Origin of the sequence: Mesorhizobium sp. WSM3864 (assembly GCF_002294955.1) — a bacterium.
GTDB lineage: Bacteria > Pseudomonadota > Alphaproteobacteria > Rhizobiales > Rhizobiaceae > Mesorhizobium.
On record NZ_NSGD01000012.1, the window covers coordinates 34,624 to 57,658 of the forward strand.

The following is a 23,035-nucleotide window of genomic DNA, read 5'->3' on the forward strand; positions in this document are numbered from 1 at the left end:
GGGCGCGTGAAAGGTGAGATTTGGTCGGAACCGGCGGAGGCTGCTCAGCAGCCTCAAGTATTTGGCCGTCGCGCTTGTCGCCAGTCTGGTCACGCTGCTCGCGATCAACCTGATTCCGGAGACCCGTGTCATCCGCACCATCGTGCCGCACCGTTTCGATGCGGCAGATCCGCAATTCGCAAGGAGCATGAGCAGCTATTCGCAGGGGCAGATGTTCGAGGCGAACGCCGTGCAGACCCTCGTCAACGGCGACGAGATTTTTCCCGCCATGCTGCAAGCGATCCGTTCGGCCCGAAAGACCATCAACATGGAAACCTACATCTATTGGTCGGGCTCGGTCGGCTACGAGTTCGCCACGTCTTTGGCTGCGAAAGCCCGAGAGGGTGTCGAAGTGCGCGTACTCGTCGATTGGCTTGGCAGTCTTCCCTTCGATGAGAAGCTGATCCAAATCATGACGAGTGCTGGCGTTCGGTTCGAGCGCTATCGGCCGATCCACTGGTACACGCTCGACCGCGTCAATAACCGAACGCATCGCAAGCTGCTCATTGTGGACGGGCGAGTCGCCTTCACAGGCGGGGTCGGCATCGCGGACAACTGGCTGGGAGATGCGCGCAACCCCAATGAGTGGCGCGACACGCACTACCAGATCGAAGGGCCTGCTGTGCCCGGGTTCCAGGCGGCCTTCGCCGAGAACTGGCTGGAAACAGTGGGCGAGACGTTGCAGGGCGAGAACTTCTACCTGCCGCCCGAAGCCGCGGGTGCGCTCCGTGCCCAGCTGATCCTTTCTTCGCAGCCGAACGGCTCCGAAAACATGGAGCTGATGATGCTGGCCGCCATAGCCGCGGCCAAAGACCACCTGCGCATCGGCATGGCCTATTTCGTCCCGGACGACATCGCCCTGCAGCAGATATTGGACGCCAGAAAAAGAGGCGTCGCCGTCGATGTGATCGTTCCCAATTCCCTGACGGATGTTCCGATCGTCCGCAAAGCTTCGCGCTATTTCTGGGGCAAATTGCTCGAGGCCGGGGTGCGGATCTACGAGTTTCAGCCCACGATGTATCACCCCAAACTGCTGATCGTGGACGACGTCTGGGCGAGCTTCGGTTCCACCAACCTGGACCAGCGGTCTTTGCGTTTGAACGATGAGGCCACGCTCAACGTCTATGGCAAGGAATTCGCACGAACGCAGATCGACTTGTTCAACGAAGATCTGAAGCGCTCGAGGCAGATCAGCCTTGCCGAATGGAGATCACGTCCCATGCGCGAAAAGTTCACCGATTGGCTGGCCAGCACGCTCCACGCGCAGCTCTAGTCAGCCCATGGAGCCGAACGCAAAACACCAGCCGCTGCTTGTCTCTTCGGCCGCCCGTCACCCAGATCGGCCGAGTTGCCAACCCACCCCAGGTGAGCCAGGGTCGGCCGCCACAGGGCGGCTCTTGACGCCGAAAATCGCGCTTCCAATATTTCACCTCAGCGCCGCCGGCACATGCCCAACACCTTGCCGAGCATCTGTTTGGCCTGCCGGCGATTGGCGCATCAAGCGGAGGAAGGTCATGGGCCCAAATGTCTTCGGGGAGCCCGTTGGGCGTGCTTTGATTTCTCGGCAAAGCGACAACTATGGTCACGACCACGGCGCGGCAGAACCAGGCGCAATGAGCACTGATGTGTTCGCTGAACCTGTCCTTGTTGATGACGTGCCATTTGGCGTGAGAAAAATCCGTTGCGCGATGGACGCCATCGAATTCCTGGAGGAGTGGCCGTTCGAGAAGCGGTGCCGCCTGCACGGTTTGGCCAGCGACGCTTGCTGCGCGGCATATGATGGCCGCGGGCCGGTCGCCGCGGCCAGGAAAGTGTTCGTCAGCTGGGCGATCCAGACCGGGATTTGCGCGAGCGCGCCTTGCCTCGAGCTCGACGCCGCCGAGGCAGCGGATCAAGTCACAGGCAGTGGCACGTCCTGATGAGGAAGAACACGCCGACCCCATAGGGAAGCAACAAAAGCAGCAGGGCCAGCCAGTAACCGGGCTGTGCGATCGGCGCGAAATCTGAACGAAGCTGCTCCATTGCCCGTCCAACGCAGGGCGGCACAGCTGGTTCCTCTACTGCACATGTCGCAAGACCAAGCAGCCGCGTACCTCCTGCTGTTGACGGCTGCAGCGATCGAGGAACGCTGGCCGCCTCCCAGGAGGCGGTGATGGCACCGCCAGGTCCTTGGTGCTGTTGGGCCGGACTTCGATATGGATGCACCTGCCACACGCATTTCTTGCAGTCCCTTTCTGGGCAGCAGGAACAAAGGGGCTCGTTGTCCGTTCGGTTTCGCGCAGCAAGAGCAGGATCAGCTTGCAGAACGGCGAGACCGGAGTTTCTGCCGCCAGATTTCTGTTTCCCTTGTTGTCCGCGTTGAACAAGGTGTTCCGAAGCGCCATGCATTTCCGCCAGTCTCCGTCGGCCGCTCTTGGCCTCCTGCTCTTGGCCATCGCGGTGCTGCCGTACGATCCCGCTTGGGCGCAAGCGCCCTGCCCGGCCGATCACGACAAACTGCTGTCGGCCTTGAAGGGCAATGTCAAGGCGAGTGGCGGGCCGGCAAATGGCGGCTTCGAGACCAATGAATGGGCCGCGATCGTTGCCCGTGACGGTACGGTCTGCGCCGTCGCCTTCAGCGGCCCTACCGTGGACGCGCAATGGCCCGGCAGCCGGCTGGTCGCGGCGGAGAAGGCCAACACGGCCAACGGGCTCAGCCTGGCGAATATGGCCCTGTCGACCGCCAATCTTTATGCCGGGGTGCAACCAGGCGGGCCGCTGTTCGGCCTGCAGGCCACCAACCCCGTCAATCAGGCGGCGGCTTACGCCGGCGACGCCGAGACATTCGGCAGCTCCAATGATCCGCTGATCGGCAAACCGATCGGAGGCGTGGTGGTGTTCGGCGGAGGCCTGGCCCTGTACGACGGCAAGGCGATCGTCGGCGGCCTCGGGGTCAGCGGCGATTCCTCCTGCGCCGACCACAACGTCGCCTGGCGCGTCCGCGCCGCGCTCGGCCTCGACAAGGTTCCGGCAGGCGTCAACCCCAATCGCAAGGACGCCATCATCTACGACCTCGACCCAGGCGGCAAAAGCGCATCCGGCTGGGGTCATCGGCTTTGCGCCGGGCGCGAGGCCGACATAGCCGCGGAACTGGGCGCCGGCGTTGGAGGCTCGGTGCCGAAATGAAGGTAGTGCGACAGTTGACAGCGAGGTCTGCGCAATCCCGACGCGCTCGCCTCACCCGGGCTGCGCGGCAATATGCGGGATCAAGCATTGTTGGAGCGACGATGCTGGCCTGTCTCCCAGTTCTGATGGCCGCCTCGGAGTCGCCGTCGACGCCCGCGATCTCGCCGCCGGCCTCCGCCGCCCCGCCCGACGACGGCCAATGGACGATGCCGGCCAAGAACTATGCTTCGACCCGCTACAGCGAGCTCGCGGAAATCAATGAAGGCAACGTCAAGAACCTGCAGGTCGCCTTCACCTTCTCGACCGGCGTGAACAAGGGCCAGGAAGCGGCACCGCTTGTCGTCGGCAGCACGATGTACATCGTGACGCCCTTTCCCAACATCGTCTACGCGCTCGACCTCTCCAAACCTGGCGCACCGATCAAGTGGAAATACGAACCCAATCCCGAGCCCGCGGCACAAGGGGTGGCGTGCTGCGACGTCGTCAATCGCGGCGCCGCCTTCGCCGACGGGCGCGTCTTCTTCAACACGCTGGACGGCCACACGATCGCGCTCGATGCGAACTCCGGCCAGCCGATCTGGAACACCCATGTCGGCAACATCAATGTCGGCGAGACCCTCACCATGGCGCCGCTGGTGGTGAAGGGCAAAGTGCTCGTCGGCAATTCGGGCGGCGAGATGGGCGTACGCGGCTGGGTCAAGGCGCTCGACGCTGGCGATGGCCATGTCGTCTGGACGGCTTACAACACGGGCCCCGACAAGGAGGTGCTGATCGGCCCGGATTTCAAGCCGCATTACGACATGGACAAGGGCAAGGACCTTGGTGTGACGACATGGCCGCCCGAGGCCTGGAAAATCGGCGGCGGCAATATGTGGGGCTGGATCTCCTATGACCCCGATCTCAATCTGATCTTCCACGGCACCGGCAATCCGGGGCCCTGGAATCCGGATCTGCGTCCCGGCGACAATAAATGGACATCGGGCATTTTTGCCCGCGATCCCGATACCGGAGCGGCGAAATGGTTCTATCAGTGGACCCCGCACGATCTCCACGATTATGACGGCATCAATGAGCAAATCCTGCTCGACATGAACTGGCAGGGCAAGTCGCGCAAGGTGCTGGTCCGGCCGGAGCGCAACGGCTATCTCTACGTCCTTGATCGCAACACCGGCGAGGTCCTGTCCGCAAAACCCTATGGCCCCGTCAACTCCAGCAAGGGTGTGGACCTCAAGACCGGCAGGTTGATGGAAAACCCGGACAAGAAGACCGGAACCGGCAAGGTTGTCCGCGACATCTGCCCGACCGCCTCGGGGCTCAAGGACTGGCAGCCTTCGGCCTTCTCGCCGAAGACGGGCCTGCTCTATATCCCGCACAACAATCTGTGCATGGACGAGGAAGGCGTCGAGGTGAACTACATCGCCGGCACGCCCTATGTCGGAATGAACGTGCGAATGATCCCAGGCCCCGGCGGCAATCGCGGCGCCTTCACTGCCTGGGACATTGCCGCAGAGAAACCGGCCTGGAGCCTCAAGGAAAACTTCCCGGTATGGAGCGGCGCGGTGGCAACCGCCGGCGATGTCGTCTTCTACGGAACCATGGAGGGCTGGTTCAAGGCCGTCAGCGCGAAGACCGGCGAGCTGCTTTGGCAGTTCAAGACCTCCTCCGGCATCATCGGCCAGCCGGTGACTTATCGCGGCCCCGACGGACACCAATATGTCGCGATCCTGTCCGGCGTTGGCGGCTGGGCCGGCGCCATCGTCTCGGGCGATCTCGACCCGCGCGATGCCACTGCTGCGCTCGGTTTCGTCAACGCGATGAAGGACTTGAAAAACGTGACAACGGCGGGAGGCACGCTCTATGTGTTCCGACTGCCTTGATGCATTCAAACCGACGGCACTGGCGAAAAGATCCTCCCTGCGGGCCCTCGTGGCCGGTCTCGTCGCGCTGGTCTGTCTGGTTCTGGCCGGCGCGGCGGATGCGCGAGAACTGCGCGCCTGCGCCGATCCCAACAACATGCCGTTCTCCGACGCCAGCGGCGAAGGCTTCGAGAACAAGATCGCCGAGATCGTTGCGGCCGACCTTGGCGCCAAGCTTACCTACACCTGGTGGGCGCAGCGCCGCGGCTTCGTTCGCAACACGCTGAAAGCCGGGCTTTGCGATCTGGTGCTCGGAACGCCCGCAAATGTCGAAATGCTGCGCACCACCTCGCCCTATTACAGATCCTCCTACGTCTTTGTCGCACGACAGGATGGGCCGGACGTAACGTCCTTTAACGATCCACGGCTGCGCGACATGCGCATCGGCGTTCAGCTCATCGGCGATGACGGCGCCAATTCGCCCCCCGTTCAGGCGCTTGGCCGTCGCGGCATTGTCGGACATCTCGTCGGCTACCCGGTCTACGGAGACTATTCCGCTCCCAACCCTGCGGCGCGCATCGTCGAAGCTGTCGCGAGCGGCGAGGTCGACGTCGCCGTGGTCTGGGGCCCGCTCGCCGGTTATTTCGCTACGAAGCAAAAGGTGCCGCTCCGGATCACACCGGTTACACCTCGCATCGATGGACCGCAACTGCCGCTGATGTACGACATCTCGATGGGCGTTCGGCGCGAGGACGATGCTCTGCGCGGTGATGTGAATAGCGCTCTAGCCAGGCACAAGGCCGAGATCGACGCGGTTCTGACGCAATATGGCGTTCCGCTTCTCGACATCGCCGGGAGCCCGGTGCGATGAGGCTGGGTCTCGCGACGCTGCTGTGCGTGACGCTTGCCTTGGCGGCATGCCAGCGTGAGGAGCGGGACACGCGCCCGCAATCTTCACTCGGCTCCGGCGGGCAGCCGACGCCCGTGACTACGCTGGAACCTGGCGGCCAAAGGCCCTCCCCCAGCAACAACAAGGCGGCGAGCTTCGAGGCCAACGCCTTCCATCTCAGCGAGGGCAAGCGCCTGTTCGGCTGGTTCAACTGTTCGGGATGCCACGCCAATGGCGGCGGCGGCATGGGCCCGGCGCTGATGGACCAGAAATGGATCTATGGCAGCTCGATGGAAAGCATTCACGCCACCATCCGCGACGGGCGCCCGAACGGCATGCCAAGCTTCCGCAACAAGATCCCCGACGATCAGATCTGGGAACTGGCGGCCTTCGTGCGTTCGCTAAGCGGCAACGCGCCCTCCTCCGCTGCGCCACAGCGAAATGACGACATGATGCCCCATCCGTCGGAAAACCGCATGCCGGATGCCGCCACCTTGGGGAAGTCGCCGTGAAACGCCTCGCCTCGATGGCGTTTGCGGCGGCAAGCGTCCTTTCTCTCCAGGGATGCGCGGGCTGGCAATCGGCCCTCGACCCGAAAGGCCCCGCGGCGAGCGAGTTGGCATGGCTGATCTGGTTCTTCACAGGGCTCTGCGCGGTGGTGTGGGTGCTGGTGATGATCGCTCTCGCCGCACCGCTGTTGATGCGGCCGCTCAGGCGCACCGAGCCGCTCATGCTCGACGCCGGCGCCGACCATCGCAAATTGCGCGTTGTGGTCATCGCTGTCGGGCTGACCGCCGCGACGCTGGTCGGGCTGACCTTGCTCAGCTTCTTCGCCAACAGGACGCTTGCGGCGATCGGCTCGGACGCTGCGCTCACCATTCGGGTGACCGGGCACCAGTGGTGGTGGGAGGTGCGCTATGAGGATGCCACGCCGAGCCGCATCCTGACGACGGCGAACGAAATCCACATCCCCGCCGGCGAGCCGGTGCGGCTTCTTCTGACCTCGACCGATGTGATCCATTCCTTCTGGATCCCAAGTCTGGCCGGCAAGCTCGACCTCATCCCCGGTCACATGAACGTGCTGGATATCAAGGCGGACAAGCCCGGAACCTATCGCGGCCAGTGCGCCGAGTTCTGCGGCGCGCAGCATGCGAACATGGGCACCTTTATCATCGCCGAGCCGCGGGCAAAGTTCGACGCCTGGTGGAACGACCAGCTGCAGCCGGCCGCGGCCCCGACGGGCGACGAGGCGAAGGCGGGCGCGGACTTGTTTCTCAAGCGTCCCTGCGTGATGTGCCACAAGATCGGCGGCACGCCCGCGGGCGGAACGGTCGCTCCGGATCTCACCCATATTGCCAGCCGGCAAACGCTTGCCGCGGGAACCTTGACGATGAGCCGCGGCAATCTCGCCGCCTGGATAGCCGATCCGCAAGGCATCAAGCCCGGCTCCCACATGCCGGTGGTCGAGCTCAATGGCGACGAGCTCAACGCGATCGTCGCCTATCTCGAGGGCCTGAAATGAGCAGCGCGGACCTGGCCAGCGAACGCGACCTGCCGCCGGAACGTGAGGCGACTGCCAAGGGCGACGTTGCCCCCGAACGTGATGGGCCGCGCGACACCGGCATGGACGATGCCAGCCTTCACCGCTGGCTCGCGCGCACATGGCGGACGCCGCCCGGCATCATCGGCGCGTTGTCCAGCGTTGATCACAAGGTCGTCGCAAGGCGCTATCTGATCACGGCATTCGGGTTTCTGTGCCTGGGCGGGCTAAGCGCCGTCGCCATGCGCATCCAGCTTTCGGGACCGCAACGCGGCCTGATCGGGCCGGACCTCTACAACCAGCTGTTCACCATGCATGGCGTCACCATGATGTTCCTGTTTGCCGTGCCCATCGTGCAGGCGACCGGCATCTATCTGGTGCCGCTGATGGTCGGCAGCCGCAACATCGCCTTTCCGCGCCTGAACGCGTTCAGTTACTGGATTTATGTCTCGGGAGGTCTCTTCGCCTGGGTGTCCTTCGCCCTTGCAATGGCGCCGGATGTCGGCTGGTTCGCCTATGTGCCGCTGTCAGGTCCCGAATTCAGTCCCGGCAAGCGCGCCGACGTGTGGGCGCAGATGATCACCTATACCGAGGTCTCATCGCTGGCGGTCGCCGTCGCGACCATTGTCACCGTATTGAAGCAGCGTGCGGCAGGCATGTCGCTGGACAAGATCCCGCTCTATGTCTGGGCGTTGCTGGTGACCTCATTCGTCGTCGTCTTCGCCATGCCGGCGGTCATGATCACCTCGACCTTCCTGATCCTCGACCGACTGGTCGGAACGCATATTTTCAATCCAGCGGAGGGCGGCGACGCCCTGCTGTTCCAGCACCTGTTCTGGTTCTTCGGTCACCCCGAGGTCTACATCATCTTCCTGCCGGCGACAGGCATCGTCTCCGCGATCATTCCCGCTTTCGCTCGAAGGCCGGCGTTCGGCTATCTCGGGCTGGTCCTGTCGTTGATCGCGGTCGGCTTCCTGTCGTTCGGTCTCTGGGTCCACCACATGTTCGCGACGGGATTGCCGAAGCTCGGTGCAAGCTTCTTCACGGCATCCAGCATGTTGATCGCCATTCCCAACGGCGTGCAGATCTTTTGCTGGTTGGCGACCTTGTGGGACGGCAGACCGGTGATCCGCACGCCGTTGCTCTTCGTCTTCGGTTTCTTCTTCATCTTCGTCATTGGCGGTCTCACCGGTGTCATGCTGGCCTCGGTGCCGCTCGACCTGCAGGTGCACGACACCTATTTCGTCGTCGCGCATTTCCACTATGTGCTGATCGGTGGCTCGGTTTTCCCACTGCTGGGTGCCGCCTATTTCTGGTTCCCCAAGATCACCGGCCGCATGATGAGCGAGCGCCTCGGACGCTGGCATTTCTGGCTGGCCTTCATCGGCTTCAACGCGGCCTTCTTCCCGATGCACCTTGTCGGCCTGTGGGGCATGCCGCGCAGGGTCTATACCTATCCGGCCGAGCTTGGCTGGGGGAACATCAACCTGTTCATCACCGGCGGCGCGGTGCTCTTCTTCCTGAGCTTCGTGCTGTTCACCTTCAACCTCGTGCATGGCGCCTTGAAAGGCGCGCCGGCCGGCGACAATCCCTGGGATGCCGGCACGCTGGAATGGGCCACGTCTTCGCCGCCTCCAAGCTATAATTTCGCGCGCATTCCAATCGTCACGAATGTCGAGCCGCTCTGGGCCGAACGCGAGGCCCTTCCCGTCGCGACCGGTCTTCGCGTCGATGTGCGCGAGCTCCTCATCTCGACGGTGGCGGAAGCGCATCCCGATATCCGCGAGAAATCGGCGACGCCGTCGATCTGGCCCCTGGTCGCTGCGATCGCTGTCGGCGGCACCTTTCTGTATTCGATCTTCACGCCCTGGGCGATCGTCTGGGGCGCCGCGCCGATCGCGATCACCCTGATCGGCTGGTTCTGGCCGAAAGATACGCCGGAGGACGAGGAATGAAGCAGCGTCCCGCCGCCGATCTGTCGGGCCTGCCAAGCTTCGGGCTTGGTCCGCGCAGCCCGACCTGGTGGGGCACGCTCGGTTTCATGGCGTTGGAAGGAATGGGCTTTGCGCTGGCGGCCGGCGCTTATCTCTATCTGGCGACCTTGTGGCCCAACTGGCGTCTGAGCGCCCCGGAGCCCAACCATTGGCCGGGAACGATCGTGACGCTGCTTCTCATCGTCAGCCTGGTGCCGAACCACCTCCTCAACCGCTACGCCAAGCAATGCGCCATCGGGCCGGTGCGGATCGGCATGGCGGTGATGTCGCTGCTCGGCAGCGTGCCGCTCATCGTGCGCTGGTTCGAGTTTCCGGCCCTGAACATCTATTGGGACACCAACGCTTATGGCTCGATGCTGTGGGTGCTGCTCGGGCTGCACACCATCCATCTGATCACCGACGTCGGCGACACGATCGTTCTGACCGTGCTGATGTTCACGCGCCACGCCTATAGCGGCCGGCGTTTTGGCGACGTCGGCGACAACGTCTTCTACTGGGATTTCGTGGTCTTGACCTGGATCCCGATCTATCTGCTCATCTACTGGGTCCCGAGGCTAGGCTGATGCGCGCGCTGCGTTTGGGAACGTCCTGGGGTGGTCTCGTGTCGGGGCCTCTGGCCTGGGCCATCTCTACGCAGCTGAATTACGCGCTGGTGCCCTGGCAATGTAATCGCCAGGTCCCGGTCGTGCTTCCCGTCGCACTGGTGCTCGCGGTGTTTTCGCTCCTCGGCGGCGTCCTGTCGTGGCAGGCAAAGCGGCAAGGCGGCGCCGCCTTCAAACCGGAGCGTACACGCAGCACCGAGCGATTCATCGCCGATCTCGGCATGCTTTCGGCTTTGCTGTTTGCCCTCGTCATCGTCATGCAGGGCAGCGCCGCGCTCATCCTCGACGAGTGCCTGCGATGAGCTTCGAGGCGTTCTTCTCGACCTCGATCTGCTACGGCGCCGGCGCGCCCGAGGCCGGGTGGACGCTTGCCCTTCCCATCACGCTTCCGCTCGCTGCGCTCGCGCTCATCTATGCGACCGGCGCCAACCGGCTGTGGCGCCGCAGCAGCCGAGGCCGACCAGAGCGGATACGACAAACCTTGCTGTTCGCCGCAGGGTGGTGCGTGCTGACGGGAGCGCTGGTCAGCCCGATCCATGCGCTCGGCGAGCGGGTCTTTGCCGCTCACATGATCGAGCACGAGCTGCTTATGGCGCTGGCGGCTCCGCTGCTGGTTGCAGCCCGCCCCGGCGCGGCCCTGGTATGGGCATTACCGGTCGCGTTTCGGCAGAGAACGGGAAGGCTCACGCATGGCAAGATGCTGCAGGCGGTCTGGGCCTTCGCCAGCCGCCCTCTCAACGCAACAATCATCCACGCGATCGCCATCTGGATCTGGCACATCCCGTTCCTGTTCGAGGCAGCCCTGCAGCGGGGCGTGCTGCACTATACCCAGCATGCGAGCTTCCTCGGCACTGCCTTGCTGTTCTGGTGGGCGCTTCTGCCCCGTTCCGGTCGGCAGCAGGCCTATGGCAGCGCTGTCATGCATCTCTTCTTCACCTCGATGCACACCGGCCTGCTCGGCGTGCTGCTGCTGCTGTCGCCCAAACTCTGGTATCCGGAAAATGCCGGTGGCGCAGCGCTGTGGGGTTTAAGCCCGATCGAGGACCAGCAGCTTGCGGGTCTGGTGATGTGGGTTCCGGCTGGCCTGATCTATGGCGGAGCCGCTTTGCTGCTCGCCGGCCTCTGGATAAGCAAGAGCGGAACCAGGGAGGCGACGCATGCGCTCCGATCTGGCTAGACTGATCGCCGGCGCCCTCGCCGCCATGATCGTAGTTGCCGTAGCCGTCGCCGCCGTGGCCCTATGGGCCGACCGGCGTGATCGTGTCCGGCACGAGTCGGATGCGGCAACCGGCGGCGTGGGCGCGCGCGCCATTCCGATCATGACCGCGAACGGCTGCTCCGGCTGCCATACGATCCCTGGCGTGCCGGGCGCGCAAGGTCAGGTCGGCCCGCGCCTCGACGCCAGCCTCGCCGGCCGGGTCATTATCGGCGGCGTGCTGGCGAACAATCCGGAGAACCTGATCCGCTGGATACGCGGCGCCAGAGAGATTAATCCGCACACCGCCATGCCATCGACGAGGATCACCGAGCAGCAGGCGCGTGATATCGCGGCCTATCTCTATGCTTTGAAATGATTGAACCCCGCCGCGTCGGAACCCGGGCTGTCACGCAACCTTCGACAGGACGCTGATATCGCATCTGGCGAGGCCATATCGCCAGCGATGGTTCGTCGCCGCGACACGGCTCTGATAAAAAAGCGTTAGCTGTTCGCCCTCGATCATGACGGTCGAGTGACCGTTTTCTCCTGGCCCGCCTGGATCAAGAACCGGACCGATCGAAACGTAGGGTCCGGTAACCTCGGCGGCGATGGCGAAAAACACGCGTTGTCGGCTTCCTCGCGCTCCCCGCGGAAGGAAGCACGTGGCGTTCAGAAGCACGCGGCCATCGGGGAGCTCGACCAGTTGGGCGCCTTCGATCCCCCACTCGTAGTCGGGATCATCGCGCGTATTGTGGTGTGGGATCTCACTATGGTCGAGGATCCTGCCCAGCCGCTTCCAAGGTCCGAACCACGAGTCCGACTGGCTGCGCGCCAGGTAGACATCGGGTTGCGGCACACGACTGAATTTCGGCATGCCGGAATAGACGATGTAGCGCTTGCCGCCGATGATCGCCGGATGCGGATCATAGATCCCATCTTCGTCCGTGCCAGGGATCGACAGGATTGCCGGGTTGAGCACCACCCAGTTGAAGCCATCATTCGACACCGCGTGCTCACAGCGGCCGCCGGACTTCATGAACTCGGTCTGGATGAACATGTGGAAGACGCCGAGCTCGTAGACAACACCGGGCGCGGCAACGCCCGATCCTGTGACAGGAAGCTCGATGGGCTCGTGCTCCGTCCAGGGACCATGCAGCTCCGGCGCGGTTACGTGAAGTATCTTCCAGCTCTCGGTTGTTACCGTGCCGCTCGAGCCGAAGACGTGCCAAAGCCTGCCGTCAAAGACGGGGCATGGATCCTTGAGATCATCCACCGCCTGCGGATGGAAGAGCGGGAACACATTCGTCTCGAACTCGATCTTCATCACTTGCCCCAGCAATTGCCGGCCGTTTGAGGCTCGTTTGGCTCCGGTCCAGGCGAATCGTTGGAGCCGTCGAACAGCTTAGCTGCCCATGCTACCGAAATACGGCCACCGAGTGACCGTCCCCAGGAACCTGCGTGCGAATCTTGGCTCCACCTCCCAAAGGGGCAGCAGCACCGCGGCGTGATCCTTCGCCGCTTTAACGGTTCGCGGCTGGAACAAGTTATTCGACGGAAAGTTAGACGGAAAGGTGGATCTCGTCTCCGCTGCCTGCGATTAACAAATGTTAATCGCAATATAATCTCGGCTGCCACTAGGGAAAATTTGTATGGACGCGGCAATAAGAATACCAACTCGCAGAAAAACCACGAAGACGCAAGACTTACTGATATGCTTCTCTCATTTACGATGGAATTTTGTCTATCAGCGTCCACAACATATTCTTACCTTGGCCGCGAAGGAACATGAGATTATCTATTTCGAGGAACCTGTTTTCGAGGAGCGCTCGCATCCCTCGATGCGTTTCTCAGAGGTGGCGCCGGCAATTCGGGTCGCGACTCCTCTGCTTCCAACTGGCACAAGCCCGGCCAGAGCTGATGCCGTGCAGCGCAAATATCTCGACCGGATCATCGCTACGACGCCGCACACTAACCTGACCGCCTGGTACTACACGCCCATGGCCCTACGCTTCAGCGCGCACATCAATTGCGATGTCTGCGTCTATGACTGCATGGACGAACTTTCGGCGTTCAAGAATGCGCCAACCGAGCTGGCCATGATGGAGCGAGCGCTCTTCGGGCGCGCCGACGTGGTCTTCACCGGCGGCTTGAGCCTCTTTGAAGCGAAGCGCTGCCAGCACCGTGCCATCTATCCGTTTCCGAGCAGCATCGACGTCAGCCACTTCCACAAGGCAAGGACACCCGGCAAGGACCCTGCCGATCAATTCGGCATTCCTCATCCACGGGTGGGCTTCTTCGGCGTCATCGACGAGCGCCTCGACATCGATCTCGTGGCCCAGGCCTCCAAGGCGATGCCAGACGTGCATTTCGTCATGCTCGGTCCGGTGGTCAAGATCGACCCGAGCAGCCTGCCGACAGCGGACAATCTGCATTGGCTCGGCGGGAAAGGCTATGCCGACCTTCCAGATTATCTGCGCCACTGGGACGCCGGCTGGATGCCGTTCGCGCTCAACGAGGCCACTCGCTTCATCAGCCCGACAAAAACGCCTGAGTTCCTCGCCGCTGGCCTGCCGGTGGTCTCAACAGCAATCGTCGATGTTGTGCGAACCTACGGCGCAGCCGGGCTCGTCGACATAGTGGACGCCGAGGACGTCGACACCAAGCTGCGATCCGTCCTTACCCAATCGCGCGAGGCGCGGCTTCAGCAGGTCGATGCCTATCTCGCGGACATGTCCTGGAAGCGCACATGGAATGGCATGGCCGCTCACATCAGGAACGCCAGTGCTCGGAAAAAGGTCGTCCCGTTCCGCAGGAGCGCCTGACCATGTTCGACTGGCTGATCGTCGGCGCCGGCTTCGCCGGCAGCGTTCTCGCCGAACGGATTGCCTCGCAGCGGGGAGAAAGCGTTCTCCTCATCGATCGCCGCAATCACATCGGTGGCAACGCCTATGACTGCTACGACGAAGCAGGCATCCTCATCCACCGCTACGGGCCGCACATATTCCATACAAATGCGCGGTCCATCGTGGATTATCTGTCACACTTCACGACATGGCGGCCGTATGAACATCGTGTGCTGGCGGCGGTCGACGGAATGCTTCTCCCGATCCCCATCAATCTCGATACGATCAACCGCCTCTATGGTCTCGATTTGGATCCGGTGGAACTGGAAGACTTCTTCGCGTCTCGCCGCGAGACCATCGAGGAAGTCCACACGGCCGAGGACGTCGTGGTCAGCACTGTCGGACGGGAACTCTATGAGAAATTCTTCCGCGGCTACACCAGGAAGCAATGGGGCGTAGACCCCTCCCAGCTCAGCAAATCGGTAACCGCCCGGGTTCCGACCAGGACCAACCGCGACGACCGCTACTTCGGCGACAGCTTCCAGCACATGCCCGCGAACGGGTACACGCGCATGTTCGAGCGCATGCTCAACCATCCCAATATCAAGATCATGCTGCAGACCGATTATCGTGAGGTCCGGGACCGGATTCCGTTCCGCAAGCTGATCTACACCGGCCCTGTCGACGAATTCTTCGACTGGAGACTTGGCCGCCTGCCGTATCGCTCACTGCGTTTCGAGCACGTGACCGTCGAATGCGAACAGTTCCAGCCGGTCGCTGTGGTCAACTATCCGCAAACGGAGGACTTCACCCGGATCACCGAGTACAAGCATCTGACCGGCCAGAAGAACGCCCGGACAAGCCTCACCTATGAATACCCGACCGACATTGGCGATCCGTATTACCCGGTGCCCCGGCCGGAAAACGAAGCGCTCTACAAGCAATATGAAGCCTTGTCCGCCAGTCGCCCGGATGTCTGGTTTGTCGGACGCCTTGCGACGTACCGCTATTACAATATGGACCAGGTCGTGGGTCAGGCTCTGGCTACTTTCGCCCGCATTCAGAAGACGGTCCCAATTGGAGGCGCCTTGCAGCCGGCAATGGCTGTGCCGGGCTAAAGCCGCTTGCTACTCCGGCATGCAAGGCTGCGTGGATCGAGAATGCTTCTCAAACAGCCTCTGCTGCCTCGCCAGTTCATCGGCCATCGGCTGACGGGTGCGACGCGATCCATCCGCATGGATGACGGAGAAAAGGCCAACTTCGGCGTGGCGTGAATTGTCCCATCCCGGGTAAGCCGTGATCGGATAAAGGCAGATTCCCTCCACCGGCGCGCCTTGGCTCACGGCGTCCCGCACCTCGTCGCACACATAGTGAAGCCATGCCGGGCCCCCCGATCCCTCCGCACCGGTCTCCGCAATGTACATCGGCTGTCGGTAGCGCTGGGCGACCTCGACGAGCATTTCCGACAGAGCCCGGTATTCGTGATGCCCCATCGGGATTGTTGGCCCGTGCAGGTACCACTGATTGTGCGGGTAGAAATTCAGACCGATGACATCGATGAGATCTTCGCTGCCCCCAAGCTGCGGCTCGACGCGCCCCATCAGCATGTCGTACGCTTCGAACTGTCCCTGTCGGACTTTTTCAGCCGCCCGCATCTCCGCGCGGCTTCGATCGCGCGGCGCGATGTGAATAAGCGGCTCGGCCCAGATGAACCGGCATTCTGGATCCGCTTGGCGCATGGCTCGTATGCCTTGCACGGCAGCCTTGACGAGGTGGCGTTTGAACCAACCCCTTCGCCTTGGGCCGGCCGGTGGAAAATAGCCCACTTCGACTGCCCAGGCGAAGAACGATATCTCGTTGATCGGGCAGACGAGCGCAGGCTTCCCGCTGATGGCCCGATGCAACCGGACAGCTTCCGCTGCGAAATCGGCATAGCGCTCGATCAGTTCCTTCCCGCCCTGGTCAAGATAATCGGGGGTTCCGTAGTGAAAGACATCCCAGATGACCTGAACGCTGGCGACATTTGCCGCTTCGATCATCGGCGCCCAACTCGACCAATCGTACACGCCCGGCGCCTTCTCGATCAGGTGCCAGCGTAGCCCGTCACGAACAGTTCTGAGGCCAAGGTTCGCGCAGCCGCGATAGTCGCGTTCTGCGTGAGAATCATGGCCAGTCGCCCGCACGAGATCGAGACGCACGCCATCCTTTCGCCGGTGCGAGGAGCATTCGAAACCGCCCATGAAAAAACTGTCGAATGTGACCGCGCTGGCAGCCGGATTCACATTTGGGCTAACGGCTTGCGGCACATTCCTACTCCTTGCATTGGCCGGCACGATCGACCAACGGCCGAAACCCTCTTTGGGTTGGGCAAATTCTTCGTTCTTGCCGCGTGCTGAACGGCGTTCAGCCCAGCGTGATCTCCTGATCGTTCACAACCTCGGCCAGCCGACTGAGGAAACTCACGAGGCCGACTTCCGGATCGTCGTTGTCGCGTGTGAGCACGGAGATACCCCAACGCCCCAGCACGGCTTCTTCGACAGGGTCCCGGCTCGCCATGAAAATGAATGACGGCGGCCGATCCGCCTCGTAGCCCGATCGATTCCATGTCTGCCAAAGCCGATGCAACAGCAGCCGGATGTTCAGGTCCGACAAGCTATAGCCGACGAACAGAACCGTGCTGCCGAGCGCATCGGAACGAAATCGCACATCGAGCGGCGAATCGAAGGATAGCCGATCGAGATAGTCCGTTTCCGTAAGGACCAGCGAGGAATCGTCATCGAAGTCGCCGTGGAATTTCACGATGCACGCGACGTCCCGGCGAGCCTTCGAGACATCCCTAGCATTTGCCACCTTCACGTATGCGCGGCCGTGTATCTCAAAGGCGACTTCGAGGTTCCGGTCATAGTTGGTGGTGTAGATCACCGGAAAATCCAGCGCGACGATCAGACGATGCAGTTCGGACTCCCGAATCTTCTCCCTCGTCACGGTCCAGTGCCTGTCCATCCAACTGCGCAACGGCCCGATGCTGCCATGCTTGATCCGGTAATACTCGGCCAGGGTTTGGAAGCGATCACGCGGTCTCGCCCCATCCAGGCCGAGTTCGCTCGCCATGCGTTCAATCAGCTTCTCCCAGGAAGGCAGCCCCACGCTCATCGAAACACCAGCTCCGACAAAGAGCACCGCATTGCGCTCTCGGATCGCTTTTGCGAGTGGAATAATCGGGTCCTCGTTCATTGCCGAAGCTGAGCGGGCTGCCGCGGGCGGCGCATGACGCATAACTTCCGAACCCGAAGGTGGATGAAGTGTTCCCCGCTCAGCCGCGAAAATCTAGAAGACCGCCGATACTCCCGGTCGGTCTCGGCAAGGTCTCGGAGCTGCCATCGAGCAAGGCAAAGCAGAGACGGACGGGCTGGCTTCGGTCCCTCTCAGCATCGGCGGATCGCGAGCGCGACATCGGTCGCGAACGGTGGCACCTCCAGCTTCAACCTACCGTCCGCTTGCGCCCGCCATTCCGCCGCTTGCGTGCCGGCCGCAGTATCCCAGCCGACTATGCGGTAGCTACCCGGAGCCAGCCCAGGCAGGTCGATCATGACGGGCTCGGTTTGCACGTCGGCCTGCAGCATGCCGTTGGGCCCGATCGTTTCGCGGTGCACCAACCAGGCCACCGCCTGGGCATCGTCGCCGCAGGCTACCGCCGCGACATCGGGGCGGGAAACCCGCACCCGGCCGCAGAGATGGACACGTCGGAACCGACTCCAGTCGATCAGCGGCAGGAAACCCGCCAGCGAGCGCTGCGCCCGCCGCATGCCGGGTGTGAGCACATGCGGCGTACGGTTCGGCCAGCGCATGCCGCCACCGGCACCGCCGGCAGCCAGGTGCGCCCATTGCATATGGCGGAAATATTCGTCGTCGAACGGCTCCGGCAGCGTGATCTTCTTGTCCTTGAAGGTATGGATCGGGCCATGTTCGCTGTCGAGGAACGGCCGGCCATCGCGAGTTTCGGCCAGGGCCTCGCCGACGATCCGCCCCAGGCCGAGCGCCGGGGCCACTGTGTCGCGGGGATGATCGATCGTGCCCTCCTCGTAGATGTGGAGGGAGGCGAAGTCGAGATCCGGATGCCGGAAGATGGGTTCGCGGAGCGGCATGTGCGCCCGCCAGCGAAGCTCCGGTCCGAAGAGCGAAACCGTTTGCGGGTGGGAGCGGCCGTAGAGCGAAATCTCCAGCCGGCGAACGAAAGCACCGAGATCGTGGATGAAGTCGCCGAAATCGTCGGCGCTGCCTTCGGCCTGCTCGGGATGGATCTCGTTCCAGAGGTCCCAAGCGAAGAGCGCGCCGCTGCCGCCCCATCTGCGCACCGCGAATTCCAGCCTTGCCTTGATGGCGCGGCGCGTGGCCGTGCAGACCAGAAAGCGCGAGGGCCGATCCAGCTCGCCGCCGTTCCTCTGATTATAGGGGTGATGACGCCAGTGCCGCCACTGCCAAAATGTATCGAACGGGGTGAGCAGTATCCTCAAGCCGTGCTTTTCACAGAGACGAAAAAGATCGTCCCACAGCCGCACCATGGCAGGGACGAAGCGACCGAGCGGCCGCTCGAAGTAGCGGTGGCGGACCTGAGCGTATTCCAGCATCAGCCTGAGGCAGGTGACGCCGCTTTGCCTAAGCCAGCGGAGGTGAGCCTCCACGCCGGCTATGTCCTTGCGCCGGAACAGCCCATTTAGCTCAGGCCAGCTTATCGCGTCATTCTGCCCGATCGGCATCCACGGCTCGCCGTCCTCAGTGGCGAAATACGAGCCGGCCACCGTGATCCACTGCAGACCCGCGGACCGGACAGCGAGTACGCCCTCCGCGTCACTGGTCGTGCTGCCCGTTAATCCCGTGTTGTCCAAGTGGCTTTCCGGTATTCCCCAAGGCACTCCAAACTGTCTCAGGGGAAAAATGTTCACCGGCGCCGGCGCAAAAATCGCAGCCCGCCCGGGCCTCATCGCCGAGAGAATGGCCCGTTACAGAAAACGGCCAGCTGATCTGCTCCAGTTCGTTCGACTGAAAACCCTAGCTACGATCGCTCGCCGCGATCCCGGCCGTAGGGGCCTGGGCAGGCCACCGAAAGCCAACCAAGTCAAGTCATAGCGACGAGCAGAGATTCGCCGCGGGATCTCGCCAACCAGGAAGGCCGGCTTCAGGCGATCCTCTGCTGAAGCTGCGGCATGTCTTCGCTCTTCCGCAGACCCGTCGCGACGACCGACACCCGAAATTTTCCCGCCAACGCCTGGTCGAAGATGGCGCCGACGATAATGTCGGCGTCGGCGTCGACCTCTTCCCGTATCCGTGTCGCGGCTTCGTCGACCTCGAAGAGCGTCATGTCCGTGCCGCCGCAGATCGATACCAGCAAGCCTCTGGCGCCCGTCATGGAAGCCTCATCGAGCAGCGGGTTGGCGATTGCTGCCTCGGCCGCCGTCCTTGCGCGGCCCTCCCCCGAGGCCTCACCGGTTCCCATCATCGCCCGGCCCATGTCCCGCATCACCGACTTCACGTCGGCAAAATCGAGATTGATCAGGCCTTCCTTCACGATGAGATCCGTGATGCAGCCGACACCGGCGTAGAGAACACGGTCCGCCATAGCGAAGGCATCGGCAAATGTCGTCCTGGCGTCGGCGACCCTGAAAAGGTTCTGGTTGGGGATGACGATCACGGTGTCGGCGCTTTCGCGAAGGCGTTCTATGCCCTCTTCGGCGGCCTGGGACCTGCGCTTGCCCTCGAACGTGAAAGGCTTGGTAACGACGGCCACTGTCAAAATGCCGGCATCGCGCGCCGCACGCGCAATAACGGGCGCGGCGCCAGTCCCGGTGCCGCCGCCCATGCCCGCCGTGATGAAACACATATGCGTTCCCGCAAGATGATCCATGATCTCGTCGATGGATTCCTCGGCGGCCGCGCTGCCGACGTGGGGGAGAGATCCGGCGCCCAAGCCCTCGGTCACATGCGCACCCAACTGGATCAGCCGCGGCGACTTTGACATTGTGAGCGCCTGGGCGTCGGTATTGGCGACGACGAACTCGACCCCCTGCAGGCCTTCAGCGATCATGTTGTTGACGGCGTTTCCGCCAGCGCCGCCGACCCCGACAACGGTGATCTTAGGTCTCATCTCCAGGATTTCCGGCTTGGCAGTCATTGTGATCTCTCTACGGGACGCAGTGGCTGCGCCAGAGCAACTAGCAAACGAATCAGATGGTCCCGCCAAGATCAGGGAATCAGAGGACAGGCCTCCCCGCAAGGTCAAGCTGAGGGCGTCAAATCGCAAGTTTTGCTTCAGGAGCGCCGTGGTCCGAGCGCAACCCTGCGTGAACCGGTGCCGGTGCGGGGGGCGACGAAAGACAAATGGTTCAGTCGAAGCAGCCCGCGTCCTCTTCCCTGAGATACGTCCGGGCCGCTTCGGACCTTCGCGCGGCCAGCTGCCCTGAGGACCGCGATCCGTCGCAAGCAGAGCCGGAGACGTCCTGCTCACGAGGTTGATAAATCCCGCCGGTTCTCTAAGTTCGCCTTGGGGCACCTTGACTTCGCGCTGGTCCGGCAAACGATCGGACTTAGGCGCAAGAACGGTAATTCGTCGATGACAAGCGCGGTGTCGGGCACCTTGGCGGCCCTTTTGTGCTTTCTGGCCCTGACCGCTGCTGCTCCACGTGCGTTCGCCCAGCAACCGACCGTGCAGCCGGCCGGAGCGATCAAGCCGGACGAGAAGATAACCGAAATCAAGATAGGCTATTTACGGGCCTACGCGCCGCGCCTGACGCTTTCCCTGCTGGACGCCCCGCCGCGTGACGAAGGTGTCGCCGGCGCCAATGTCGCCATTGGCGACAACAACACCACGGGCAAGTTCATCAAGCAGAAATTCAGCCTCGATGTCACCGAGATAAAACCGGAAGCCGACGCGGTTCAGGCATTCAACGCGTTGATTGCCAAAGGCGAACGCTATGTCCTCGCGGACCTCTCGGCCAAGCAGCTGCTGTCGATCGCCGACATCGCCCGCGACAAGGGCGTGCTGATCTTCAACGTGGGCGCCACCGACGACAGACTGCGCGAGGAGGACTGCCGCATAAACGTCTTCCACATCGCGCCGACGCGAAGCATGCTCGCCGACGCTCTGGCGCAGTATCTGATGGTGAAGAAATGGCCGAACTGGGTGCTGCTCTACGGCTCGCATGACGAGGACCGCCTCTATGCCGACGCGTTGCGCCGCTCGGCAGCCCGCTTCGGCGGGCAGATCGTCGCGGAGAAGGAATTCAAGGATACCGGGACGGCGCGCCGCACTGACACCGGAGCCACGCAGATACAGCAACAGATTTCGGTATTCACGCAGGACCTGCCGGAGCATGACGTGCTGCTTGTGGCCGATGAAAGCGAGGTGTTCGGGAGCTACGTGCCCTACCGCAGCTGGACGCCGCGGCTCGTCGCAGGCACGGCCGGTCTTGTGGCATCGTCATGGCATCCCGCGAGTGAACAGTGGGGCGGCATTCAAATGCAAAATCGCTTCCTGAAGACAGCAGGCCGGCGAATGATGTCCAAGGACATGTCGGCCTGGACGGCCGTGCGGGCCGTCGGCGAAGCCACTACGCGCACCAATGGCGACGATCCGAAAAAGATCAGCGATTACATCCGCTCGGACGACTTCTCGGTCGCCGCCTTCAAGGGACAGAAGCTGACCTTCCGCAAATGGAACCTCCAGCTTCGCCAGCCGATCCTGCTTGGCGATGCCACATCGGTCGTCTCGACATCTCCCCAGGAGGGCTATCTCCACCAGGTCTCCGAGCTCGACACCCTCGGCATCGATCAGCCGGAAACGAAATGCGTTCTCAAGTAGCGCCGATCGGGAGGAATTCGTGCAGAGCCGAGCTTGCATACTCGCCATTCTCGCAACCGGCGTCATGGCCGACCCGGCATCGGCCTACACGGCCTACGTCTCAAACGAGAAGGACAATACGATCACCGTCGTCGACACGGCGACGATGCAGGTGGTCAAGACCGTCGACGTCGGCCAGAGACCGCGCGGCATCACCATCTCGCACGACGGCAAGTTCATCTATTTGTGCGCCAGCGACGACAATACGATCCAAATCATCGATACCAGGACGCTGCAGGTCGTCGGCACGCTGCCCTCCGGCGACGATCCCGAATTGTTCGTGCTTTCGCCCGACGGCAAGACGCTCTACGTCGCCAACGAAAACGACAATCTGGTCACCGCGATCGACCTCGACAGCAAGCAAGTCACGTCCGAGATCCCGGTCGGCGTGGAACCCGAAGGCATGGCCGTCAGCCCCGACGGCAAGACCCTGGTCAACACCTCGGAGACCACCAGCATGGCGCATTTCATCGACACCGAGAGCCATGAGGTAACCGACAACGTGCTGGTCGACACGCGCCCGCGCTTCGCCGCGTTCAAGCCCGACGGCTCGCAGGTCTGGGTCAGTGCCGAGATCGGCGGCACCGTCAGCGTCATCGACAACGCCAAGCGCCAGGTCGTGAAGAGGATCAAGTTCGCGATTCCCGGACTGCGAGCCGAAACCATCCAGCCGGTCGGCGTCGCCATCAGCGCCGACGGGAAGAAGGCCTATATCGCGCTCGGCCCGGTGAACCATGTCGCAGTGATCAACACCGAAACCTACGAGGTTGAAAAATACATCCTCGTCGGACAGCGCGTCTGGCATCTGGACTTCACCCCCGATCAGAAGACACTGATCACAACGAACGGCAATTCCAACGACATTACTTTCATCGATACGGCGACCGAGGAGCCGGTTCAGTCGGTCACCGTGGGTCAGCAGCCGTGGGGCGTGGTCATATCGCCCAAATAGAGAAGCAGCCGGAAGATTAGGCCTTGAAGCCGGGGCCAAAGACGTCGAGCGCGCTAGATAAGC

The 23,035-nt window shown here is 62.6% G+C and carries 21 protein-coding genes; 16 read left to right on the forward strand and 5 right to left on the reverse strand.

All coding sequences use genetic code 11. The features are described 5' to 3' along the window. Positions 1-61: 61 nt before the first annotated feature. From CK215_RS22105 to CK215_RS22160, 12 genes are all read left to right on the forward strand, one after another. Complete coding sequence (locus CK215_RS22105; protein ID WP_245322485.1) at positions 62-1,312, forward strand: phospholipase D-like domain-containing protein; 1,251 nt, start codon at positions 62-64, stop codon at positions 1,310-1,312. Between the two features lie 340 nt (positions 1,313-1,652). After that, positions 1,653-1,958 carry a DUF982 domain-containing protein gene (locus tag CK215_RS31390; protein ID WP_170950352.1) on the forward strand — a complete coding sequence of 102 codons (306 nt, stop codon included), beginning with the start codon at positions 1,653-1,655 and terminating at the stop codon, positions 1,956-1,958. Between the two features lie 463 nt (positions 1,959-2,421). Beyond that, the gene (locus tag CK215_RS22115; protein WP_245418761.1) at positions 2,422-3,204 is read left to right on the forward strand and encodes a heme-binding protein; all 783 of its coding nucleotides are present in this window, start codon (positions 2,422-2,424) and stop codon (positions 3,202-3,204) included. A 101-nt stretch (positions 3,205-3,305) separates the two neighbouring features. Continuing rightward, the gene (locus CK215_RS22120) at positions 3,306-5,081 is read left to right on the forward strand and encodes a methanol/ethanol family PQQ-dependent dehydrogenase (RefSeq protein WP_095832157.1); all 1,776 of its coding nucleotides are present in this window, start codon (positions 3,306-3,308) and stop codon (positions 5,079-5,081) included. Beyond that, positions 5,062-5,931: a substrate-binding domain-containing protein gene (locus CK215_RS22125; RefSeq protein WP_095832158.1), complete on the forward strand. Its 870-nt coding sequence runs from the start codon at positions 5,062-5,064 to the stop codon at positions 5,929-5,931. Before CK215_RS22120 ends, CK215_RS22125 begins: the two co-directional genes overlap by 20 nt. Beyond that, positions 5,928-6,461 carry a c-type cytochrome gene (locus CK215_RS22130; protein ID WP_095832159.1) on the forward strand — a complete coding sequence of 178 codons (534 nt, stop codon included), beginning with the start codon at positions 5,928-5,930 and terminating at the stop codon, positions 6,459-6,461. The genes CK215_RS22125 and CK215_RS22130 overlap by 4 nt, the downstream gene beginning before the upstream one ends. Then, positions 6,458-7,471: a cytochrome c oxidase subunit II gene (gene coxB / locus CK215_RS22135; RefSeq protein ID WP_245418762.1), complete on the forward strand. Its 1,014-nt coding sequence runs from the start codon at positions 6,458-6,460 to the stop codon at positions 7,469-7,471. The genes CK215_RS22130 and coxB overlap by 4 nt, the downstream gene beginning before the upstream one ends. Beyond that, entirely contained in the window at positions 7,468-9,444 is a 1,977-nt protein-coding gene (gene ctaD, locus CK215_RS22140) for a cytochrome c oxidase subunit I (protein ID WP_095832160.1), read from the forward strand. Before coxB ends, ctaD begins: the two co-directional genes overlap by 4 nt. Then, a complete protein-coding gene (locus CK215_RS22145; protein WP_095782974.1) occupies positions 9,441-10,046 on the forward strand; it encodes a cytochrome c oxidase subunit 3 in 606 nt (201 codons plus the stop codon). Before ctaD ends, CK215_RS22145 begins: the two co-directional genes overlap by 4 nt. Then, positions 10,046-10,387: a hypothetical protein gene (locus CK215_RS22150; RefSeq protein WP_095832161.1), complete on the forward strand. Its 342-nt coding sequence runs from the start codon at positions 10,046-10,048 to the stop codon at positions 10,385-10,387. Before CK215_RS22145 ends, CK215_RS22150 begins: the two co-directional genes overlap by 1 nt. Next, the gene (locus tag CK215_RS22155; protein WP_095832162.1) at positions 10,384-11,262 is read left to right on the forward strand and encodes a cytochrome c oxidase assembly protein; all 879 of its coding nucleotides are present in this window, start codon (positions 10,384-10,386) and stop codon (positions 11,260-11,262) included. The genes CK215_RS22150 and CK215_RS22155 overlap by 4 nt, the downstream gene beginning before the upstream one ends. Then, positions 11,243-11,659: a c-type cytochrome gene (locus tag CK215_RS22160; RefSeq protein ID WP_066993840.1), complete on the forward strand. Its 417-nt coding sequence runs from the start codon at positions 11,243-11,245 to the stop codon at positions 11,657-11,659. Before CK215_RS22155 ends, CK215_RS22160 begins: the two co-directional genes overlap by 20 nt. A 30-nt stretch (positions 11,660-11,689) precedes the next feature. On the opposite strand, the gene CK215_RS22165 is transcribed toward CK215_RS22160, so the two are convergent. Next, on the reverse strand, positions 11,690-12,607 hold the full coding sequence (locus tag CK215_RS22165) for a hypothetical protein (RefSeq protein WP_095832163.1): 918 nt from the start codon (positions 12,605-12,607) through the stop codon (positions 11,690-11,692). A gap of 325 nt (positions 12,608-12,932) precedes the next feature. On the opposite strand from CK215_RS22165, the gene CK215_RS22170 reads away from it, so the two are divergent. Beyond that, positions 12,933-14,105, forward strand: coding sequence for a glycosyltransferase (locus CK215_RS22170; RefSeq protein WP_095832164.1), 1,173 nt, complete (start codon positions 12,933-12,935; stop codon positions 14,103-14,105). Positions 14,106-14,107: 2 nt separating this feature from the next. Further along, a complete protein-coding gene (gene glf, locus CK215_RS22175; protein WP_066993849.1) occupies positions 14,108-15,244 on the forward strand; it encodes a UDP-galactopyranose mutase in 1,137 nt (378 codons plus the stop codon). 9 nt (positions 15,245-15,253) lie between these two features. Here the strand turns inward: glf and CK215_RS22180 are convergent, their stop codons facing one another. The 4 genes from CK215_RS22180 to ftsZ form a co-directional block, all read right to left on the reverse strand. Continuing rightward, the gene (locus CK215_RS22180) at positions 15,254-16,432 is read right to left on the reverse strand and encodes a beta-glucosidase (RefSeq protein WP_095832165.1); all 1,179 of its coding nucleotides are present in this window, start codon (positions 16,430-16,432) and stop codon (positions 15,254-15,256) included. Between the two features lie 97 nt (positions 16,433-16,529). Beyond that, complete coding sequence (locus tag CK215_RS22185; protein ID WP_095832166.1) at positions 16,530-17,360, reverse strand: SIR2 family protein; 831 nt, start codon at positions 17,358-17,360, stop codon at positions 16,530-16,532. Between the two features lie 191 nt (positions 17,361-17,551). Beyond that, the gene (locus tag CK215_RS22190) at positions 17,552-19,012 is read right to left on the reverse strand and encodes a hypothetical protein (RefSeq protein ID WP_210201681.1); all 1,461 of its coding nucleotides are present in this window, start codon (positions 19,010-19,012) and stop codon (positions 17,552-17,554) included. 290 nt (positions 19,013-19,302) lie between these two features. After that, positions 19,303-20,295, reverse strand: coding sequence for a cell division protein FtsZ (ftsZ, locus tag CK215_RS22195; RefSeq protein WP_067328519.1), 993 nt, complete (start codon positions 20,293-20,295; stop codon positions 19,303-19,305). Positions 20,296-20,733: 438 nt separating this feature from the next. Between ftsZ and CK215_RS22200 the strand changes: the two genes are divergently transcribed. After that, the gene (locus CK215_RS22200; protein WP_095832168.1) at positions 20,734-21,981 is read left to right on the forward strand and encodes an ABC transporter substrate-binding protein; all 1,248 of its coding nucleotides are present in this window, start codon (positions 20,734-20,736) and stop codon (positions 21,979-21,981) included. Between the two features lie 19 nt (positions 21,982-22,000). Further along, on the forward strand, positions 22,001-22,972 hold the full coding sequence (locus CK215_RS22205) for a YVTN family beta-propeller repeat protein (RefSeq protein ID WP_095832169.1): 972 nt from the start codon (positions 22,001-22,003) through the stop codon (positions 22,970-22,972). The last annotated feature ends 63 nt before the right edge of the window (positions 22,973-23,035 follow it).

Excerpts from the sequence above, each read along its gene's own strand:
- CK215_RS31390 (WP_170950352.1), top strand. The coding sequence starts at position 1,653 with ATGAGCACTGATGTGTTCGCTGAACCTGTCCTTGTTGATGACGTGCCA.
- CK215_RS22130 (WP_095832159.1), top strand. The coding sequence starts at position 5,928 with ATGAGGCTGGGTCTCGCGACGCTGCTGTGCGTGACGCTTGCCTTGGCG.
- ctaD (WP_095832160.1), top strand. The coding sequence starts at position 7,468 with ATGAGCAGCGCGGACCTGGCCAGCGAACGCGACCTGCCGCCGGAACGT.
- CK215_RS22115 (WP_245418761.1), top strand. The coding sequence starts at position 2,422 with ATGCATTTCCGCCAGTCTCCGTCGGCCGCTCTTGGCCTCCTGCTCTTG.
- CK215_RS22120 (WP_095832157.1), top strand. The coding sequence starts at position 3,306 with ATGCTGGCCTGTCTCCCAGTTCTGATGGCCGCCTCGGAGTCGCCGTCG.
- CK215_RS22170 (WP_095832164.1), top strand. The coding sequence starts at position 12,933 with ATGGACGCGGCAATAAGAATACCAACTCGCAGAAAAACCACGAAGACG.
- CK215_RS22160 (WP_066993840.1), top strand. The coding sequence starts at position 11,243 with ATGCGCTCCGATCTGGCTAGACTGATCGCCGGCGCCCTCGCCGCCATG.
- CK215_RS22165 (WP_095832163.1), bottom strand. The coding sequence starts at position 12,607 with ATGAAGATCGAGTTCGAGACGAATGTGTTCCCGCTCTTCCATCCGCAG.
- ftsZ (WP_067328519.1), bottom strand. The coding sequence starts at position 20,295 with ATGACTGCCAAGCCGGAAATCCTGGAGATGAGACCTAAGATCACCGTT.
- CK215_RS22145 (WP_095782974.1), top strand. The coding sequence starts at position 9,441 with ATGAAGCAGCGTCCCGCCGCCGATCTGTCGGGCCTGCCAAGCTTCGGG.
- CK215_RS22155 (WP_095832162.1), top strand. The coding sequence starts at position 10,384 with ATGAGCTTCGAGGCGTTCTTCTCGACCTCGATCTGCTACGGCGCCGGC.
- CK215_RS22125 (WP_095832158.1), top strand. The coding sequence starts at position 5,062 with ATGTGTTCCGACTGCCTTGATGCATTCAAACCGACGGCACTGGCGAAA.
- CK215_RS22200 (WP_095832168.1), top strand. The coding sequence starts at position 20,734 with ATGACAAGCGCGGTGTCGGGCACCTTGGCGGCCCTTTTGTGCTTTCTG.
- CK215_RS22185 (WP_095832166.1), bottom strand. The coding sequence starts at position 17,360 with ATGAACGAGGACCCGATTATTCCACTCGCAAAAGCGATCCGAGAGCGC.
- glf (WP_066993849.1), top strand. The coding sequence starts at position 14,108 with ATGTTCGACTGGCTGATCGTCGGCGCCGGCTTCGCCGGCAGCGTTCTC.
- CK215_RS22150 (WP_095832161.1), top strand. The coding sequence starts at position 10,046 with ATGCGCGCGCTGCGTTTGGGAACGTCCTGGGGTGGTCTCGTGTCGGGG.